This is a genomic window from Phocaeicola oris (genome assembly GCF_021295095.1).
GTDB classification, from domain to species: Bacteria; Bacteroidota; Bacteroidia; order Bacteroidales; family Bacteroidaceae; genus Phocaeicola; species Phocaeicola oris.
The window spans coordinates 1-18,930 of sequence record NZ_JAJLQX010000008.1; the positions used below are offsets into that span (position 1 = coordinate 1).

Genomic DNA, 18,930 nt, shown 5'->3' on the forward strand with positions numbered 1-18,930 from the left:
CCTGACGGTAGTCGTCTTTGCTACGGTTTGCCATATCGTTCTCGGATGGTTCTGCAGGCAAAGATACCGAATTTTCTTCTGTTTCGTATTGATGAAGCCATCTCAGAAACAAACTTCTATTACTAACCCCACACCTCTGAACGAACTTATATACGCTCAGACCAGACTCCTCATACTCGCGAAGAAGCTTTAATTTTTCTTCCTCACTGTAATGTTTGTACTTTTTACGCATAAGTTATACACATTTTTATGGTTATTAAATGTGTCTACTTATATCAGTATAAGTCATGAGTTAATGAACTGATGCGGATGAGTTGACGGGATTGTCTGATGAATTGCTCGTTTTTTTTATATGACTTTTCTTTTCTATAAAGCCATATTGGTTATTTCTCCTGATCAATCATAACGGACTCTTCATTGAATAAAAAGTTGCTATTTAGCACAGTAAAGATAATACAGAATAATGAATGGTTAAAAAGGGAGAATATTAATGAAAGTATAAAGAAATTTTTATTAGATTTGCGAATAGAGATGTTAACTTAAATGGAATGATATGAAAAAGTTATTGACGCTTGTAATGTTTCTGATGGGAACAATGAGTTTGTTTGCCCAGAATACGATTGATTCAAATGTAATCAGTCAGCAACGCATAATCGACAATGGTGGTACCGGTGATTATAAATCGGTCATGTTGGAGATAAAAGGTTTTGACGCTCATACCGTGTTCTGTCCTCAGAATTTATCTATGTTTAATTCAACTCATCCGCTTCCTGTGCTTGTATGGGGTAATGGAGCTTGTTCAAATTCACCGTGGGAACACTTCCGTTTTCTGAGTGAAATAGCTTCACATGGCTATTTAGTAGTAGCTACAGGTTTCTTCCCAAAAGATGATTCCCGTTATGAAGGGGAAATGTCTACTCCGGAACAGCAAATTCAGTCGATAGATTGGGCTGTTGCCCAGAATAGTAAAAAAGATAGCCCTTTCTATCAAAAGATAGATGTAACTGCTGTTTGTGTTTCAGGTATGTCGTGTGGAGGACTTCAGACATTATTCAATTGTGCCGACCCACGTATTACGGCTTATATGATTTGCAACAGCGGACTTTTTATAGATTCTTCTATTGCCATGCCGAATATGCCTATGCCGGGTAAGGATCAGTTGAAAAAGATTCATGCTCCTGTTATTTATATATTGGGTGGCAAAGAAGATATTGCTTACGAGAATGGGATGGATGATTTTCATCGTATCACCGATGTTCCGGCTTTTGCTGCCAATTATCCGGTAGGTCATGGAGGAACATATAGTCAAGAGTTTGGTGGTGAGTTTCGGTTTCCTGCTGTAGCTTGGCTCGATTGGCAATTGAAGAAAGATAAGAAAGCGGCGAAGATGTTTCAAGGAGCAAACTGCGGATTATCTCAACGCGACGGTTGGACGATAGAGAAGAATGATAAAATAGATCGATAGTGAATATAAAAAAAGAAAAGACTCTTCATAATGAATGAGCCTTTTCTTTTTGTTTTAATGATTTGTTATGCTTCTGCAGGAGCTTCTGCTTTTGAAACTTCTTCTTTTTGAAGAGCGGGGATAACAGAAACTGTTCTTTTATCCTCACGACCTCTTTTGAAGCATACGATTCCATCTACCAACGCGAAAAGAGTGTGGTCCCTACCCATTCCGATATTATTGCCAGGGAAATATGCAGTACCTCTCTGACGAACGATGATGTTACCTGCTTTGCAAGTCTGACCACCCCATATCTTTACGCCTAATCTCTTACTTGCTGATTCACGGCCGTTCTTAGAACTACCTACACCTTTCTTATGTGCCATTTTCTTTAAATTTTAATGATTAAGCAATAACTTGTTTGATAGTTAACTCAGTGAACTGTTGACGGTGACCGTTCAAACGACGATAACCTTTACGTCTTTTCTTCTTGAATACTATAACTTTATCACCCTTAACCAAAGAAGTATTCACTTCGCAAACAACTTTTGCGCCTTCTATGGTAGGAGTACCTACAGTTACTGTTCCATCTTTGTCAACCAACAAGACTTTGTCAAATTCAACAGTTTTGCCATTCTCTGCATCAGCAATGTGATGAACAAACAGCTTCTTGCCCTCTTCGGCTTTGAACTGTTGACCGTTAATTTCTACTATTACGTACATTTTTTATTTATTAAACGGTTTTCTCCGCAAGGTGAACCAATATGTTGATCTCTTACCCGAACCTCAACGGACTAAATCGGGTGCAAAAATACGAATATTATTTTATTCTTCAAAAGAAATTCTTTTCTTTTTCTGATAAATTACATCCTTTCTATTATAAGGCAACGCATTCTTTTTATATTGTAAGATAATCCTTATCTTTGCTTCATGTTATTAACCCTTGTTTTAAAATCATGGAAATAGTAATAGGTATTGATGTTGGCGGTAGTACCACCAAGATTATAGGAGTTGATAAAGATGGAATTAAGTTTCCGATGTTGGTGACAGCAGACGATCCGGTTACGTCTTTGTTTGGCGCATTTGGTAAATATTTATATGATAATAAAATTAGTCTTTCTGAGGTTAAGAAAGTGATGTTGACGGGTGTAGGCAGTCATTATGTAAATTCCAATTTATATGGTTTGCCTACTGCCCATGCCGATGAGTTTGAATCTGATGGCTTAGGAGCTCATTATGGTTCAAAGTTAAAAAATCTGATTGTTGTAAGCATGGGTACCGGTACTTCGCTGGTAAAAGTAGAAGGAGATGTCATCAAGCATATTGGTGGTGTCGGTATCGGAGGAGGTACTATTCAAGGTCTTTCGAATATGATTTTTAAGACCGGCGATATACATCGTATTTTGGAATTGGCAAGTAAAGGAAGGGTTGAGAATGTGGATCTTCAGATACGTGACATCAGTAATACCCCTCTTCCGGGATTACCTCTTTATGCTACAGCGTCAAGTTTGGGAAAGGCATCAGCGAATACCAGTGATGAAGATATGGCGGCAGGAATACTCCACATGGTATTGCTTAGTATAGGTCAGTCTGCTATTTTTTCTGCAATGAACACGTCTATTAAGGATTTTGTCATGATAGGAAATTTGGCAAAGATTCCGCAGATGAGGTCGGTCATTCCTATTCTTCAGGAACTTTATCATGTTCGTTTTCATATTCCTCAGTATGCCGAGTACAGAACGGCGTTAGGAGCAGCCTTGGTTGGCATGAAAGAAAAGGAGAGAGCTCAAATTAAAGAAAAAACAGAGATAAAAGAAAATTAAATAAGAAGGAGGATAATTCAATGAAATGTCCTCCTTTCTTTATATATAAAGATGTAGTTTTAATCTTTCAGCAATTCAGCCGGAATCTCTTTAATAGGTTGAATTTCAACACTCTTTATAAATAGTTCTCCACCTTCAGATTGCAGTTGTAGGCATCCTTCTGTTAAAGGAACTTCTTTTCCATTTTGCAGATAACTGATGTTACTTGTTCGAAGAGTTACTTTTCCATTGATAACATGAACAGATTGTTGTCCGACACAATAAATTTCGATGGTGTTCCATTGCCCTATTTCATTTTCTGCGTTCTGCTGTCCATGAATGATTCTACCGTTGGCTTCTTTTCCAAACTTTATATTCTCGGCACCCGATTGGTAAGTATAGGCATCATTGCTTTTTACGGATTCAACATTCAATAGAATATCTTCGCCAATCATAAACGCGTCACCCATGTTACCATGTTTCAGTTGGCATTCAATAGATGATTTCCAAGTGCCGAAGCCGGCTCCAAAAGGACCATGTCCATAATATAAGAAACCACAATTCAATTCTTTAGTTATTTTATCACCCCATTTCATCACTATCTTGGCATGGAAGTTTTTAAACGATTCCTTTGTAGATAAAGAACCGAAGACTTCTCCTGAGACGCGAATGACTTTTTGGTTGTCCATGTCTACTAAAGAGAAAACATTATCGGGAGTAGCATTGGCAGCCAAATCTTCATGTCCTTCGAATGCCGGACCGATAAAAGTCTCCCAATTATCTAAGTTCTGTCCGTTAAAGACCGGAGTCCAAGTTTCACTTTTACTGCACGACATCAATGTGACGCTAAGCATGCATACGATTGTAAAAAATGTTTTTTTCATGATTCCTTTAATTAGTTCTATTGCAAAGATAGAAAATAAATAAACTAAAATAAAAAGAGAGGAGGCATATAAACAAAAAAAGGAAACAAAATGTTTCCTTTTCTGCGGTGAGTACGGGACTCGAACCCGTGACCTCCTGCGTGACAGGCAGGCATTCTAACCAGCTGAACTAACTCACCATGAGCACAAAAATTGAAAGGAGAGAAGGAGAAGCGGTGAGTACGGGACTCGAACCCGTGACCTCCTGCGTGACAGGCAGGCATTCTAACCGGCTGAACTAACTCACCATTCAACCACAACTCCTTTATTGTTGCGGATGCAAAGGTACGTATTATTTTTATTCCTGCAAGTTTTTTATATATTTTTTTTCAGAGTTCAAATACGTTCAGAACACTTATAATATATTTTTTGCTGATAATGAGTGATTTTCGTTAAAATAATTTGAAGATTTTCTTGAAAATAATTTGTTTTCTCAAAATACATGATTATATTTAGGAATTAAAAAATCGGGAAATTAAATATGGATATGCAGATGTTTCAAGTTCAATCGAATAAGATTGTTCCTATGAAAGGAAATATTCTTATTTCTTCTCCTTTCCTTCACGATTTTCAATTTGCCAGATCAGTTATATTGCTTGTCGAGCATAGTGAAGAGGGAAGTGTAGGAATTGTTATGAACCAAAATTTTCGTACACATATTTTTTTAGATGATATTCTTCCCCATATCAGATCGAGGGAACGCATTCCTATTTATAAAGGCGGACCGGTTTGTGCCGATACTTTGTTTTATCTTCATTCCTTTAAAAACTTGCGAGGTGCTATTCCTTTGGGTGATGGATTATATTTGAATGGGGACTTTGATTTCATTAAACGATATATCCAGAGCGATGAACCCTTGAATGGCGTTATTCGTTTTTTTACCGGATATGCCGGTTGGGACAAAGGACAGTTAGAACATGAGATAGAAGATAATACATGGGTAGTAAGCCCAATAGGAAAAAAGGCATTGCTGGAGCCTCAGTCCAGAAAGTTTTGGAAAGAATGCCTGAATGGTTTGGGCGGAAAATATGCGCTTTGGGCTACTTATCCACTTTATCCGGTTCTTAATTAAGTTTTATTCTCGTATGGATTAATTTTCTGTACCATCTGTACAGTTCTATACGCGCCGTCATCAGCTCGTATCCAATCTATCAATTTTGCACACGGATTAAATCCACAGGCATTAAACAAGGAGTTGCTTTCTTCGTTCTTCTCATCTATATAAGCATAAAGCTGATGGATATATAAACGATGAAAACAATATTCTGAAAGCAGATGAAGCGCATTTTTTCCAATACCTTCATTTCGGTGTGAATCATCAACAACAATGCCTATTTCAGCTCTATTATGAAAAGGATCAAAGTTGTACACATCAATAATGCCCACTGCTTCCTTATTTTTTTCAATCATCAGGCGGAGTTGGCGGTCAATGAATAAATCGTTTAGCGACTGTTCAATATACTGCTTTAAAGCAAAGTGAGAATACGGACCGGTAGCAGAACCAAACTGCCAAAGTTCTGTTTGGTTTTCAAATTTGTACATAATATCCGTATCATTCAGGTCGGGAGCACGAAGGATAATGTCTTTATCTTGCAAATACGAATTCATTTTTCTTCATTTTTAATGATATCTAACTCTTTCAACATACGTTTTCGTGTCGGTATGCAAAAAAATGTAGATAGTAAAGCCATCAATCCACAGAATAATCCGGTAGTGTTCATTGTTAGGTAATAGAACGATAGATTAAGGATTGCTGCTACGAACAGCAAACTTAATCGAATCTCACTCCAACGCCGATAGCTTATAATAGCTTTTTCGGTGGATAGCAGTTTGATTCGCTTAATCAGGCTCTGATTGAACAGACGAAGACTTAGCGGAATAAATGTAAAGACCAGTAGAATGCCTATGGTTTGCAGAATGAAATCCATCCGCGGATTATCGGCTATGATCCCTACCGGTAATATATCCGTCTCATTCAATATTACAAGAAGTATGGTAAGTATCCATACGGTAAGAAATTCTATCTTTAAACTTTTTAGTGTCTTTTCAATCAATTTGTTCATATCAGTAAAATTTAGTTTCCGGTAAAGGGAGTACGGTTCACAATGGAACGGCCTAATGTGACTTCATCGGTATATTCCAATTCATCACCAACAGAGATACCTCTGGCAATTACACTCAGTTTTATATCATAGTCGGCCAACTTACGGTAAATGTAAAAGTTGGTTGTATCGCCTTCCATGGTGGAGCTTAATGCCATGATTACTTCTTTTACATCGCCCGATTTAACTCTGTCCACTAAGCTTTCTATTTGCAAATCGGATGGACCGATACCATCCATAGGGGAAATGACTCCCCCCAGTACGTGATATAATCCGTTGTATTGCTGAGTTGCTTCTACTGCCATCACGTCTTGGATGCTTTCTACTACACATACTGTTGAGTTATCGCGTGACGGATTAGAGCAGATTTGGCAAACATCAGTATCAGAAATGTTATGGCAAATCTTACAGTATTTTACATTATGTTTCAGATTAATAATGGAATAGCCAAATGCTTCCACGTCGGATGTGTCCTGTCGTAGCAGATGCAACACCAGACGTAATGCAGTTTTTCGTCCTATACCGGGTAGTTTGGTAAACTCATCAATTGCTTTTTGTAGTAATGCAGATGGATACTCTTGATTCATGGGTTCATTTGTACTTTTCTCACTATTTATGGGGCAAAGATACGGAAACTTATGGATTTTGATTATATTTGCTCAAAATTTTAAAAATGAGTCCTATATATATATTGCTGACTATTTTTGTTTATTTCAGCATTCTTCTTTTGGTTTCTCGTCTGACGGGTAAGCGTAGTGATAATGACGCGTTCTTTCGTGGAAACCGACAATCTCCTTGGTATATCGTAGCTTTCGGTATGGTGGGCGCCTCATTATCAGGTGTCACTTTTATTTCTGTTCCTGGAATGGTTCGTACTATAGATATGACTTACATGCAGACTTGTATAGGATTCTTCTTTGGATATTTGCTTATTGCTCATGTACTTTTACCTTTATATTACAGGCTGAATCTGACATCTATTTATACATATCTTGAAGGACGTCTCGGGAAATTCTCTTATAAGACGGGTGCTTCTTTCTTTTTGTTTTCCAAGATATTAGGAGCTGCAGTCCGCTTGTATCTTGTGTGTCTTATTTTGCAGCATTTTGTATTCGACAGTATGCATGTTCCGTTTGCGGTAACAGTAGTGGTTATTGTAGTTCTTATTTGGTTGTATACAAGGAAAAGTGGTATTCGAACTATTGTTTGGACTGATAGTTTTCAAACGTTCTGTCTATTAGCTACGTTGCTTCTTATATTGATTCAGGTATCAAGGAATCTGGATTTAGATTTCAATGGCATCGTTCAAGTTGTGAAAGATAATGAGCATAGTCGTATCTTTGTGTTTGACGATTGGCACTCCAAGCAGAATTTCTTTAAACAGTTCTTTAGTGGAATTTTTATAACGATTGTGATGACTGGTCTGGATCAAGATATGATGCAGAAAAATCTTTCATGTAAGAATTTGAAAGATGCACAGAAGAATATGTATTGGTACGGCATTTCATTTGTTCCTGTAAATTTCCTTTTCTTGGTATTAGGCATCCTATTGTTGGTAATCGGACCCAAGATGGGATTAGAACTTCCGGTTGCCGGAGATGATATTCTTCCGTTCTTTGCGGCAAACGGCTATTTGGGCTATCCGGTGCTGATTTTCTTTACCATTGGAATTATAGCAGCAGCTTTTTCGAGTGCCGATTCCGCATTGACTGCCTTGACAACGAGTTTTTGTGTTGATATTCTTGGAAATAAGAATCTGCCGGAAGAAGCAGCAGAGAAACAACGTAAGAGAGTTCACATAGGAATATCTGTTGTGTTTATTATCTGCATTCTTATATTCAAGGTGTTGAATAATAGAAGTGTGATTGATGCTATTTATGTGTTGGCTTCATATACCTACGGACCGCTGTTGGGACTTTTTGCTTTCGGATTATTTACTAAAGCATTCCCGAGGGATAAGTTTGTCCCTTATGTAGCTATTGCTTCACCTATTTTATGTATTACCATCAATTATCTTGTAACAAGGTATACAAGTTATCGCTTTGGTTATGAAATGTTGATGTTAAATGGATTATTGACTTTTATCGGACTTTATTGCTTAAGTATTAAAAATAAACAATATGGAAGTGCGCGTTGCTGAATTTATAGTTAGTAATACGGATTATAAATTGTGTCCTCAAGATGGACGACCGGAATATGCGTTTATCGGACGCTCTAATGTTGGAAAATCGAGTTTAATAAACATGCTGACCAATAATGGCAAGTTGGCCATGACATCTTCTACACCGGGGAAAACATTGCTTATCAATCATTTCTTGGTTAATAAGGAGTGGTATATAGTCGACCTTCCGGGGTATGGTTATGCTAAACGTTCCCAGAAAGATATAACGAAGATTCAACAGATTATATCGAATTATATTATGGGGAGGGAGCAGATGACGAACCTTTTTGTGCTGATTGATATCCGACATGAGCCACAGAAGATTGATATGGAGTTTCTTGAGTGGTTAGGAGAGAACGGTATCCCTTTTTCCATCATCTTTACGAAAGCTGATAAACTGGGTTTGAATAGAGGAAAAGAGAATGTAAAAGTTTATCTGGATCGGTTGAAAGAGCAATGGGAAGAACTTCCGCCTTATTTTGTCTCATCTTCTACAAATAAAATGGGGCGGGAGGAAATACTTGCCTATATTGACAAAATTAATAAAAGCCTTAAATAAATATTATGGATGTAGAAAATCTATCTCCTTTAAGAAAAGGAATTGTCGGAGTACAGTTTCTTTTCGTTGCTTTTGGATCTACCGTTTTGGTACCTTTGTTAGTTGGTCTTGACCCTGCAACAGCTTTGTTCTCTGCAGGAATCGGAACATTTATCTTCCATTTGGTTACGAAAGGGAAAGTGCCTATTTTTTTAGGTAGCAGTTTCGCCTTTATTGCGCCTATTATTGAAGCCTCCAAATTGTGGGGAATGTCGGGGACGCTTGCCGGAATCATTGGGGTGTCTCTTGTTTACTTTATTATGAGCGCGCTGGTGAAATGGCAAGGTAAGAAGTTATTAGACAGAGTATTTCCACCGGTTGTCATTGGTCCGGTGATTATTCTTATCGGATTGACATTATCAACCAGCGCAGTTAATATGGCAAAGGAAAACTGGTTACTTGCTTTTATTGCTCTTATTACTGCTATCTGTGTTCTTACTTTTACTAAGGGACTCATCAAGTTGGTTCCGGTGGTTTGTGGAATCATTGTGGGCTATATTGTTGCCTGTTTTATGGGGCTTGTCGATTTTTCAGCAGTGAAGGCGGCTCCGTGGATAGGGTTACCTAATGCATTGACTGATTTTCATTTACCACAGTTTCAGTGGGCACCGTTTATCTACATGATTCCGGTTGCAATTGCTCCGGTTATTGAACATATTGGCGATGTTTATGTGGTCAGCGCGGTAGCCGATAAAGATTTTGTGAAAAATCCCGGTTTGCATCGCACGTTATTGGGGGATGGTCTTGCATGCTTGGCCGCTTCTTTCTTTGGTGGTCCTCCCGTAACTACCTATTCCGAGGTGACCGGTGCTATGTCTATTACTAAAGTGACCAACCCTCAGGTGATTCGTATTGCAGCTTTAACGGCGGTGGTATTTTCTGTTGTAGGAAAGTTAAGCGCATTGCTTCAGTCTATTCCTCAGGCTGTTTTAGGTGGAATTATGCTATTGCTCTTTGGTACTATTGCCAGTGTCGGTATTCAAAATTTAATTCAGCACCATGTTGATTTAAATAAGACACGTAATATTATTATTGTATCAGTTACGCTGACAATGGGTATTGGTGGAGCTGTTTTAGGTTGGGGCAGTTTCTCCATTTCAGGTATTGGATTGTCGGCTATAGTCGGTGTCATACTGAATCTTATTCTTCCTCAGAATATTATTGAAGAGAATCAGGATAAAAAAGAAACTAAATGAGTTAAACTTTTATATCGAAGTTAAGGCTCCCTTCAACATAGAAAGGAGCCTTAATCATATAATTTTGCCATAATTATATTGGGGAGTCGGTATCGTATTTCTATTTGATCTATTTGTAATAAGTCTTTTTCTTATGATAACCGATTTTTCATTAGGTCATTTCTGTATTAGTGATATTTACTTTTACTATTTCTTCGATGAGGTCTTTTATTTCTTTAGTTTTCTTTTTATCATTGCCGGTTTCGAGTCGGATAGTATCTCTTCCAAAGCCTTTAACTTGCACATTCACCGTGTATTCATTATTTATTTCATCATATTCTACTGTTTCGCCCAGTACGTCTCGCCATTCGTAATCAAGTCCGTCAATCAGAATATGTTTTGCTTGATTGAACACTAAAATCAAATCGACAATTCCTCCGTAACGTTTATTGTTTAATTCAATACGTTCATCTTCTTTTCCGTATTTTTCCACTATTCGACTATATGCTTTTTCGTAGTCCTCACGTATCGTTTGCTGATGTCTTTGTTCATCTTCTTCCGAGGTGTTGCCTTTTTCCAGCATAGCCTGATATTTTTTTATTTCCTTTCCGAATCCCCATGACAAATAGAGGAACAGTGCCGTAATGACAATAAGCAGTATGTTAGTTGTCTGATAATTAGTAGGTAATGCGAATGTTATAAGTATAAACAGTACCAACCATACAGGCCATGCTAACTTCATCATCCATTTGTAGCGTACAATTTTCTTTTTAATTTCTTCTGTTTTCATCGTATGGTTATTTTCAGTTATTTCTTAATTTCTTTTTAAGTTTCATTGCTTTTAGTCCGAATAGGAATGAGATGACGATACATATAAATGTACCGAAGAGTAGCCACATATTCTCCTCAAAAAGAGTATTGCCTAAGATAAGGCATATAGCTCCTATTAGAAGGAATATTTGAGCTGTAATTATGCTTCTTTTAATGTTTTTCCTTAAGATTTTATTTTCCATCATATAATAATATTTGCGTAATAATGCAAATCTACTTTTTTATTTTCTTTTAATCAATAAATTAAAAAGGAATATTAGCTCCGGTTCGAGATAAAGAGATTTAAATTCCAATCGGTCATTAAAACGCAAAAGAGTTTCTTTTCAAAAAGAATTCTATTGACCGATTTGGGCTAAATAAAGGATGTTCGATGAATTTACAGCGATACGAACCGCGTATCATTGCTTTTTCTTAAATGGATATACTGCTCTTTGAGAATATCAGAGCTATATCAGCTATTGTCCCGATGCGTATGAATGTGAAAAGTGACGCTGATGAGTTGGTCAGTTCATGCTGATGAGTTGATCGATTCATGCGGATGAGTTGATCGGTTCATGCGGATGAGTTTGGCAAGTCATACGCATGGTCTAATAAATTCTTCTGATAAATATGGAAACTCAACTGTATCACCTTTCACGTTCTCATATTTGAAGCAGTAGCAGCTTATTATTGACTTGCCTGAGAGCTGTGTATCCATGTGCAGTTTGAGTTGTTTTATTGGAGGAATTGTTTTAGCCGTTTACACCAGATGGCATATCCGTTTTCATTGAGATGTAAACCGTCGATTGAAATCTCTTTCTTTAATGAATTAGAATCCTTTTCTTTAAAGTAATTGAACAGATTAATAAATTTGATATGACGTGATTTTGCCATCGCTTTCAGCTTCTTGTTAATTAAAGGAATATAATCTGTTTTGCCTGTCAATAGTCTATATTGGTGAAATGATTCGTTGATAGGTAAAAGGCTTTGGAGATAAAGCTTGGTGGTAGGAGTATCTTGTCGGATTTTATCAACGATAAGTGTAATAAGTCCAACGATGCTGTCTGCGGAAAGATTATGTGAAACGTCATTGACACCTATGAGAAGGAACAGTTTGCGTGGCTTTCCCGGAAGAATTTGATAGAGTCTGTCATATACCCCCATAGCTTCATCACCGATGATTCCACGATTTATGATATGCGGCTTCCCAATTCGAGCAGACCAATCGCCGGCAAACTCAGTCAGGCTATTCCCAAGCATGACTATATCTTGTTGCGTTATAGGGGCTTGTTGCGCAAATTCATTTATCCGTTCATAGTAATGTTCGGAATATTTGTGTTCCTGAGCGGATAGACTTAGGGCAGGAATGAGCATAAGAGCAAAAAGAATGAGTTGTTTCATTGGTCGTCCGATTGTTCTGTTCGGTATGCGGTAATTGCTTTATCAACCGATCCGTGCATTAGTAAAAGCGTATGAGCTTTTCCATAGTCTATGCCAAGTTCTTCAACCAGCATTCGGGTGCCACGGTCTACTAATTTCTGATTGGTCAATTGCATATTCACCATTTTGTTGCCTTTCACACGTCCAAGTTTAATCATGATGGCAGTTGAAATCATGTTGAGGATCATTTTTTGGCCTGTTCCTGACTTCATTCTTGAACTACCTGTAACATATTCCGGACCGACAATCATTTCAATGGGTATATCAACCTCGGCAGCCATGGGAGAATCGGGGTTACTGGTAATACAGCCGGTAAGAATTCCATGTTCATGTGCCTGATGCAGAGCTGCGATGACATACGGAGTGGTGCCCGAAGCAGCAATCCCTATCACAGTATCCTTGGTGTTCACATTATGATTCATTAATTCCTGCCATCCTTTTATTTCATTGTCTTCCGCATTTTCCACCGGATTGCGGAGTGCTGTGTCACCTCCGGCTATCAATCCGATGATCAGGGTAGGAGGTAATCCGAAAGTAGGGGGAATTTCTGATGCGTCGAGTACTCCCAAACGACCACTTGTTCCGGCTCCCATATAAAATACCCGACCGCCTTTCTTCATGCGTGGAATGATTAGCTCTACCAGCTTTTCAATTTGCGGAATAGCTTTTTGGACTGCTAAAGCTACTTTCCGATCTTCTGTATTGATATCGGTTAGTATCTCGCGTACCGACTTTTTCTCTAAGTCGTTATAAAGAGACGGTTCTTCACTTATTTTTTTAAAAGCCATGATTTGCTGATTAAATTTCTTTGTGATGAGTATGGTATTTCCATAGCTCACCTTTATATAAATGATATTTTCTTGATAATTTTCTGAAGGCTTCAACGTCCTTGTACCAATAAGCCTTTACATCCTCCCAGCGATAACGTGCCTGAAATCGACTTCGGATTTGTTTGGATCCACATACCATGTCAAACGTTCTGAAGGTTTGAGATGGCGCGAATTTGAATACAGCTTTATCCGGATACAAACGTGCGATTTCTTGCATAATAAGAAATTGGATATCGGTTAATGGCGCTTTATTGTAATTCATGATATGAACTTGTACCCCTTGCAATTGCTCTCCACTGCCGAAAGCGTAGAAAGGTTTGAAACAGATGGGGCGGAAAACAATGCCCGGTATGTTTAATTCGTTCATCGCTTTTGTCAGTTCATCAGCCTTGACCCATGAGGCGGCAAAAACTTGGAACGGAATGGTATAGCCAACGCCGATATTCATATAGTTTAACTCACCAAGTATGCCACTTATCGGATAGAAGAACGAAGTGATGGCCTGTGGAACATGAGGAGAGGGGGCTACCCATTGAAGCCCCGTATCTTCATAATTCATCTCACGCTTCCAATATTTCATCTTGACCACATGTAATTTACACGATTCCCCATCTTTTAGCATGTGTTCACCGTTCAGCATCATTGCCAGTTCACCGCAAGTCAGTCCATATATATAAGGTATCTTGAATTCGCTCACGAAAGATTTGCAGTCGTCCTCCACTATACAGCCTTCTATCTTTCTTCCTCCCAGCGGATTAGGACGGTCGAGTACTATGAATTCTTTGTTATTTTCCGCACAGGCTTCCATAGCCAGTCCCATGGTACTGATAAATGTGAATGATCTGCATCCATTATCTTGAATATCATATACTAAGACATCTATATCTTTCAACATGTCAGCCGTAGGCTTACGGTTTTTCCCGTAAAGCGAATAGATGGGAAGTCCGGTTTCCTTATCTTTTGAATCGGAAATCTTATCGCCGGCGTACATATTCCCACGGACGCCATGTTCTGGACCATAAAGCGCAACTAAATTTACATTCGGAGCCTCATGGAGAATATCAATGGTCGATTTCATAAAGTTGTCCACGCCGGTTGGATTAGTAATCAATCCTACGCGCTTACCTTCCAGAATCTCAAAATGATTCTCTTTCAAAACTTCAATGCCGGTTTTGATTCTTATACGTTGAGCCTCGATGTTATAGCTCATCAGAAGAAGTAAGATGGAGATGATTATTCTCATGTCATATTCTATTTCAATCCGTAATCGGTAGCAACTTTTCGTTTTACAAGGAAAGTGACGATAACCGTAGCTATACAGCAGGCGATGACCATCCAGAAGAAAGCCTTATATCCCAAATATTCCTGCAGATAACCGGCAAACATTCCCGGAATCATCATGCTAAGAGCCATGAATGCCGTACAGATGGCGTAATGTGCTGTTTTAAACTCGCCTTCGGAAAAATACATCATGTAGAGCATATAAGCAGTAAATCCGAATCCATAGCCAAACTGTTCAATGGCCACACAACCGGAGATGATAATCACGTTCGAAGGAATTGATGTGCTGAGATATACAAATGTCAGGCACGGGAGTGTCATGCATGCAGCCATCGGCCAAAGCGATTTCTTCAATCCCCAACGAGATGCGGCGATGCCTCCGAGAATTCCTCCAATTGTGAGTGAGATTACACCAATTGTTCCATAGATAATGCCTACTTCCGATGTCGACAGGTTTAATCCGCCGCTTTCAATCGATCCAAGCAGGAACGGATTTACCATCTTTAATAGGAAAGCTTCCGGTAATCGATAGAGCAGCATAAAGATGATGGCCAACCAAACACCCGGTTTCTTAAAATAAGTAGCAAATGTCCGGCCAAATTCTTGGATAATCTTTTTTGCCTTGTCACTTGTCTCTGAATTCAGGCGAGGAGCATCTTCGACAGGTTTGGGGATAAAGAACAGGTGATAGCATGTGATGATGGCAAACATAACAGCACAAACTGCCAGCGTGATTTGCCAAGCCATAGGAATATTATTCAGTCTTGTTTCCATTAATCCTGCGATGAATACCAGTACGCCTTGTCCGAATATAGACGAAAGACGATAGAATGTGCTGCGAATACCGACAAAGAACGATTGTTTCTGTTGATTGAGAGCTAACATGTAGAAACCATCGGCAGCTATATCGTGAGTAGCTGACGCAAAGGCGGTAATGATAAAAAGTATCAATGTAAAAGTAAACAGACTTATCGGCGTTTGAATAGATTGTATAATGTCTGTATCGGGATGTGGGATGGAAAAGGTGAGTAAAACGAATGCGATAGTCATTAAAGCTTGCATTGTGATAATCCACCAGCGCTTTGTCTTAATAATATCGACAAACGGACTCCACAATGGTTTAATAGTCCACGGCAGATACAATAAGCTGGTGAATAGAGCCATCTCCCCATTGGGAACTCCCATCTTGGTAAACATAGTTACCGATATGTTATTAACAATGAAATAAGGGATGCCTTCAGCAAAGTAAAGCGTAGGTATCCAGAACCATGGCGATATGTTTTTCTTTTTCATTTTAATTTGCACTAAAGAAATTTAATATATTGTGCATTAGTATATTACGATTTTCAATTTCACGTATCGATTCAAATGGAATTCCCCAAACAACAGTTTTATATGTTCCTTGATATGCGATACCGGCTCCAAGATTATTCTCACTGTAACGGAGAACGACTTTTGAATTCTTATCGGTAGGAGTTATGGCATCCGGAGCTTCTACAATATACGATTGATTGTTTAGCGTATTATAATAAGTAAAGGTTCCATTAAATAGGTTATAACCTGATTTCTCCGCTTTCACTTGTCCGTTATGAGCTGCATTACTCTTCTCTAATTTATATTTCAATACATTCTGAGTGAACTGCATATCAGTCATAGAGGGTTGAATGTTGCGGTTGTTCCATAAGTCGCTGGCAACAAATGCTCCGGAGACGAAGATATTTCCACCTTGTGCGACATAGTTGGTAACAGCAGCCTGAAGTCCTTTATCGAAAGTAGCGAATTCTATGGGATAGACATTACCCCGTCCCATTTTTGTACGATATTGTTTACCGAGAATTAAATCAACTATTTTATAATTGTTTAGAGATACATGCTTATTGCTGACAGCTTCATTACTACAAGAAATAAAAGAGTAACCGGCTTTCAGTATGGAGGATCCGTGCAGAGCAGGGTAGTCGAACGTATTGCCGGCAATTACTTTTGTTTCATAATCGCTTTCACTGTTTCCGAAGCCGGTATTATCATTCGAGATAAATTCTGAAGTACGGTCGAAGTCATTCATCTTTCCTGTATAACTGATATCTTTTAAATAAGGAACTCCATGATCTTCATGATCAAGGAATCCGGCATGATTGGGATCGTTGGGATCAACAAAGTCGGCCGGTGCACTGATACGATCGAATCCGTTAACAATCAGTACGGTGCCTTTGCTGTTTGCTGCTTTTCCTACAGAAAGAACCTCTGATGGGAAACTTTCGCCTCCTTTATTTACCGCAGTTACTTTAAAACTGCAGATCATATTTTTTGGAATGGAAATCTTATAGGTATTAGTTCCAACGAGCGTGCCATTATCGAATGCTCCGTTACTCAATCGTTTATAAACGATGTATTGTTCCGGTTTGGCTGTCGGTTCCAACGGATCATTTACCGGTTGCCAGCGCAGTTCGACTTCCGTTTCACCCGACATAAAGATTTCAAAGTTGTCCACAGGGAGAGGTTGAACTACATATTTTTGATGATATTGCCAGCAAAGGAACTGAAGCATACCTTTATATATAGCGCGACTGACGGTAAAGCGGAAACGCGGATCCAATCCGTAGCGCATGTCTGCGAAGTTTTGATGCGAAAGTAATTCAAATAACATGGTTGGAACGTATGGGAATCGGGCTTCATGATATGTTTTGTTCCACATCTCGCGTCGGCTCCATAACGGTTCATAAGTCTTTCGGATATCGTTTACCACTTGTGTTTGAATAATATCTACTAAGTCATGTCCCAGATAGCGGTCTGCGCCATTCTCATACTTACCTCCCCATGACGAGGTTTGATAGATTCCAAGTGAGCCAATGATAGAATCATTATCGGTCAGTCCGGCATCGGAATGCAAAGCGAAAGCCATATTAATAGGAATATGCAATCCGTCTTGTTTATGTAGAACAGAGGATCCTCCGGCCAGATAGTTTACCCAATGTCCGCGCGACTTGAAGTCGTCGGAGTAGTCATTATCTCCTTGCGATTCGGAGTAAATGCTGTCGGGAGCACCAGCCCACTGTAACCAGTATCGGGATCCTTCGCAAAAGCGGGGGTAACCACTTGTGATGTAGTCGGCAGTTTTTTTACTTTTAGATCGACGGGCTATGTTTCCTACACCACCGCCTATCTTAACAGCATCGGCGGTTACAACAGTTCCGGGCGTGGAAGATATATTTGAAAGGATAATCTTTGTCCTATCGCTTTTCCCCTGATCAAAGTGGAACGTGCCAAGGTAAATCCATGTACCTCCACCCATTTGCTGGTTTACCTTAAATTGTGTTATGCCACCTTTGTGGTATATAGAATATAAAGCATCTTTCGAACTGTTTGGTACTGTTTTATATGCTACATATACGGCATATTCACCTTCTTTGGGTATGTGTGGTGTCCATATAGCTTTACTTTCTTTTCCTCCTGAGACCGTTTGAACCTGACGATAGGTTCCTTCATGGAACGGATTTTCGAACTCTATATATAGATCTCGTTTATGAGCGAACCCATCCTCTGCGCCTGTTTTCCATTTCTCTGTTCCGGATGTTTCGGTATAAGTGGAATTTTTATCTACACCCTCGTCGTTATCTATAATTACTTCAACAGTATTCACATCACGTTCCCGGGGAAGTAGTACGTTGGCTCCCGCGTTCTCCAGCATCGGAATAAGGAATGGAAGAACATAGCTCTGTGTGTATAAGTCCTCTACTGTTTCAAAGAGTCGTCCTCGTTGCCATTCCCAACATTGTTTTCGTTGATTGAAGTAGCGTCCGTGACTTTGCCAAATAGCTAAATGACGGTTGCGAAGTCCTAAGGTTGGTTGGTATGCTTTTGAAATATTTGTGACAAGCGGAGTAGTGGGAGCAGGGGCGAAGAGTTTGTTCTCTGCTATTTTCTTTGTTCGGAAAGGGATAGGGATCAGACTCTCTATCGTACGTTTGTTTGTTATGATAGTAACATTATATCCGGCATATTTTGTGGGAAGCAGTTCTTTCACCCCATGATAAATTTCGGCTACATTCTTTTCACGAAAAGGAATATACGCGCAGTTGTCATCGGCCGTAATGATAACTTTTTTACCGATTACTCTGGCTGATTTTATTTTTATCGGATGTTTTAAAGCAATTTCCCGTGTACCAATCTTGGTGAGATAGTCGCTTATATTTAATTGTACTGCTTTTGATATTTGTTGTGCCTCAGCCTGATGTGGCAGGCAAAAGAATATAAAGAGAAAAGAGAAAATATATATATTTAACTTCATAAATATTCCTTTATATATTTAATTGTTCAGATGAACAAAAATACATATTATTTTTATGTATGCCAAGTCTTTTTCTTCC

At 38.8% G+C, this 18,930-nt stretch carries 19 protein-coding genes and 2 tRNA genes; 6 read left to right on the plus strand and 15 right to left on the minus strand.

Features of this window, described 5'->3' with window-relative positions; all coding sequences use genetic code 11:
- Positions 1-232 (minus strand): transposase (locus LO761_RS05385; RefSeq protein WP_272817303.1); only part of this gene is annotated, 232 nt, incomplete at its 3' end.
- Between the two features lie 321 nt (positions 233-553).
- On the opposite strand from LO761_RS05385, the gene LO761_RS05390 reads away from it, so the two are divergent.
- Positions 554-1,465: an alpha/beta hydrolase gene (locus LO761_RS05390; RefSeq protein ID WP_272817304.1), complete on the plus strand. Its 912-nt coding sequence runs from the start codon at positions 554-556 to the stop codon at positions 1,463-1,465.
- Between the two features lie 65 nt (positions 1,466-1,530).
- Here the strand turns inward: LO761_RS05390 and rpmA are convergent, their stop codons facing one another.
- Both rpmA and rplU read right to left on the minus strand, forming a co-directional pair.
- Complete coding sequence (rpmA, locus tag LO761_RS05395; protein WP_272817305.1) at positions 1,531-1,830, minus strand: 50S ribosomal protein L27; 300 nt, start codon at positions 1,828-1,830, stop codon at positions 1,531-1,533.
- A gap of 19 nt (positions 1,831-1,849) precedes the next feature.
- Positions 1,850-2,167, minus strand: a complete 318-nt coding sequence (gene rplU, locus LO761_RS05400) for a 50S ribosomal protein L21 (protein ID WP_272817306.1) — start codon at positions 2,165-2,167, stop codon at positions 1,850-1,852.
- A 233-nt stretch (positions 2,168-2,400) separates the two neighbouring features.
- Here rplU and coaW point away from each other — a divergent pair, with 233 nt between their 5' ends.
- The gene (gene coaW, locus LO761_RS05405; RefSeq protein ID WP_272817307.1) at positions 2,401-3,267 is read left to right on the plus strand and encodes a type II pantothenate kinase; all 867 of its coding nucleotides are present in this window, start codon (positions 2,401-2,403) and stop codon (positions 3,265-3,267) included.
- 59 nt (positions 3,268-3,326) lie between these two features.
- Here the strand turns inward: coaW and LO761_RS05410 are convergent, their stop codons facing one another.
- From LO761_RS05410 to LO761_RS05420, 3 genes are all read right to left on the minus strand, one after another.
- The gene (locus LO761_RS05410) at positions 3,327-4,130 is read right to left on the minus strand and encodes a 3-keto-disaccharide hydrolase (RefSeq protein ID WP_272817308.1); all 804 of its coding nucleotides are present in this window, start codon (positions 4,128-4,130) and stop codon (positions 3,327-3,329) included.
- 105 nt (positions 4,131-4,235) lie between these two features.
- Positions 4,236-4,309, minus strand: a tRNA-Asp gene (locus LO761_RS05415).
- 34 nt (positions 4,310-4,343) lie between these two features.
- Positions 4,344-4,417 (minus strand) — tRNA-Asp (locus LO761_RS05420).
- A 239-nt stretch (positions 4,418-4,656) separates the two neighbouring features.
- Here LO761_RS05420 and LO761_RS05425 point away from each other — a divergent pair.
- Positions 4,657-5,241: a YqgE/AlgH family protein gene (locus tag LO761_RS05425; protein WP_272817309.1), complete on the plus strand. Its 585-nt coding sequence runs from the start codon at positions 4,657-4,659 to the stop codon at positions 5,239-5,241.
- On the opposite strand, the gene LO761_RS05430 is transcribed toward LO761_RS05425, so the two are convergent.
- Genes LO761_RS05430 through recR form a run of 3 tightly spaced genes read right to left on the minus strand, consistent with a single transcriptional unit; the run spans position 5,238 to position 6,858 of the window.
- Positions 5,238-5,777, minus strand: coding sequence for a GNAT family N-acetyltransferase (locus tag LO761_RS05430; protein ID WP_272817310.1), 540 nt, complete (start codon positions 5,775-5,777; stop codon positions 5,238-5,240). The two genes, LO761_RS05425 and LO761_RS05430, sit on opposite strands and share 4 nt — an antisense overlap.
- Positions 5,774-6,232: a hypothetical protein gene (locus tag LO761_RS05435; RefSeq protein WP_272817311.1), complete on the minus strand. Its 459-nt coding sequence runs from the start codon at positions 6,230-6,232 to the stop codon at positions 5,774-5,776. The genes LO761_RS05430 and LO761_RS05435 overlap by 4 nt, the downstream gene beginning before the upstream one ends.
- Before the next feature lie 11 nt (positions 6,233-6,243).
- Positions 6,244-6,858, minus strand: a complete 615-nt coding sequence (recR, locus tag LO761_RS05440; RefSeq protein ID WP_272817312.1) for a recombination mediator RecR — start codon at positions 6,856-6,858, stop codon at positions 6,244-6,246.
- A gap of 86 nt (positions 6,859-6,944) precedes the next feature.
- On the opposite strand from recR, the gene LO761_RS05445 reads away from it, so the two are divergent.
- The 3 genes from LO761_RS05445 to LO761_RS05455 are packed head-to-tail and all read left to right on the plus strand — an operon-like array spanning position 6,945 to position 10,226.
- Positions 6,945-8,411, plus strand: a complete 1,467-nt coding sequence (locus LO761_RS05445; RefSeq protein ID WP_272817313.1) for a sodium:solute symporter — start codon at positions 6,945-6,947, stop codon at positions 8,409-8,411.
- Positions 8,392-8,991, plus strand: coding sequence for a ribosome biogenesis GTP-binding protein YihA/YsxC (gene yihA, locus LO761_RS05450; RefSeq protein WP_272817314.1), 600 nt, complete (start codon positions 8,392-8,394; stop codon positions 8,989-8,991). The genes LO761_RS05445 and yihA overlap by 20 nt, the downstream gene beginning before the upstream one ends.
- Positions 8,992-8,996: 5 nt before the next feature.
- Positions 8,997-10,226, plus strand: coding sequence for a uracil-xanthine permease family protein (locus LO761_RS05455; protein ID WP_272817315.1), 1,230 nt, complete (start codon positions 8,997-8,999; stop codon positions 10,224-10,226).
- A 151-nt stretch (positions 10,227-10,377) separates the two neighbouring features.
- On the opposite strand, the gene LO761_RS05460 is transcribed toward LO761_RS05455, so the two are convergent.
- The 6 genes from LO761_RS05460 to LO761_RS05485 form a co-directional block, all read right to left on the minus strand.
- Positions 10,378-10,995, minus strand: coding sequence for a hypothetical protein (locus LO761_RS05460; protein ID WP_272817316.1), 618 nt, complete (start codon positions 10,993-10,995; stop codon positions 10,378-10,380).
- 755 nt (positions 10,996-11,750) lie between these two features.
- Entirely contained in the window at positions 11,751-12,416 is a 666-nt protein-coding gene (locus LO761_RS05465) for a GDSL-type esterase/lipase family protein (RefSeq protein WP_272817317.1), read from the minus strand.
- Positions 12,413-13,243: an N-acetylmuramic acid 6-phosphate etherase gene (gene murQ / locus LO761_RS05470; protein WP_272817318.1), complete on the minus strand. Its 831-nt coding sequence runs from the start codon at positions 13,241-13,243 to the stop codon at positions 12,413-12,415. Before murQ ends, LO761_RS05465 begins: the two co-directional genes overlap by 4 nt.
- Positions 13,244-13,253: 10 nt before the next feature.
- The gene (locus LO761_RS05475) at positions 13,254-14,528 is read right to left on the minus strand and encodes an exo-beta-N-acetylmuramidase NamZ family protein (protein ID WP_272817319.1); all 1,275 of its coding nucleotides are present in this window, start codon (positions 14,526-14,528) and stop codon (positions 13,254-13,256) included.
- An 8-nt stretch (positions 14,529-14,536) separates the two neighbouring features.
- The gene (locus LO761_RS05480) at positions 14,537-15,859 is read right to left on the minus strand and encodes an MFS transporter (protein ID WP_272817320.1); all 1,323 of its coding nucleotides are present in this window, start codon (positions 15,857-15,859) and stop codon (positions 14,537-14,539) included.
- A gap of 1 nt (position 15,860) precedes the next feature.
- The gene (locus tag LO761_RS05485) at positions 15,861-18,851 is read right to left on the minus strand and encodes a golvesin C-terminal-like domain-containing protein (protein ID WP_272817321.1); all 2,991 of its coding nucleotides are present in this window, start codon (positions 18,849-18,851) and stop codon (positions 15,861-15,863) included.
- Positions 18,852-18,930 lie beyond the last annotated feature (79 nt).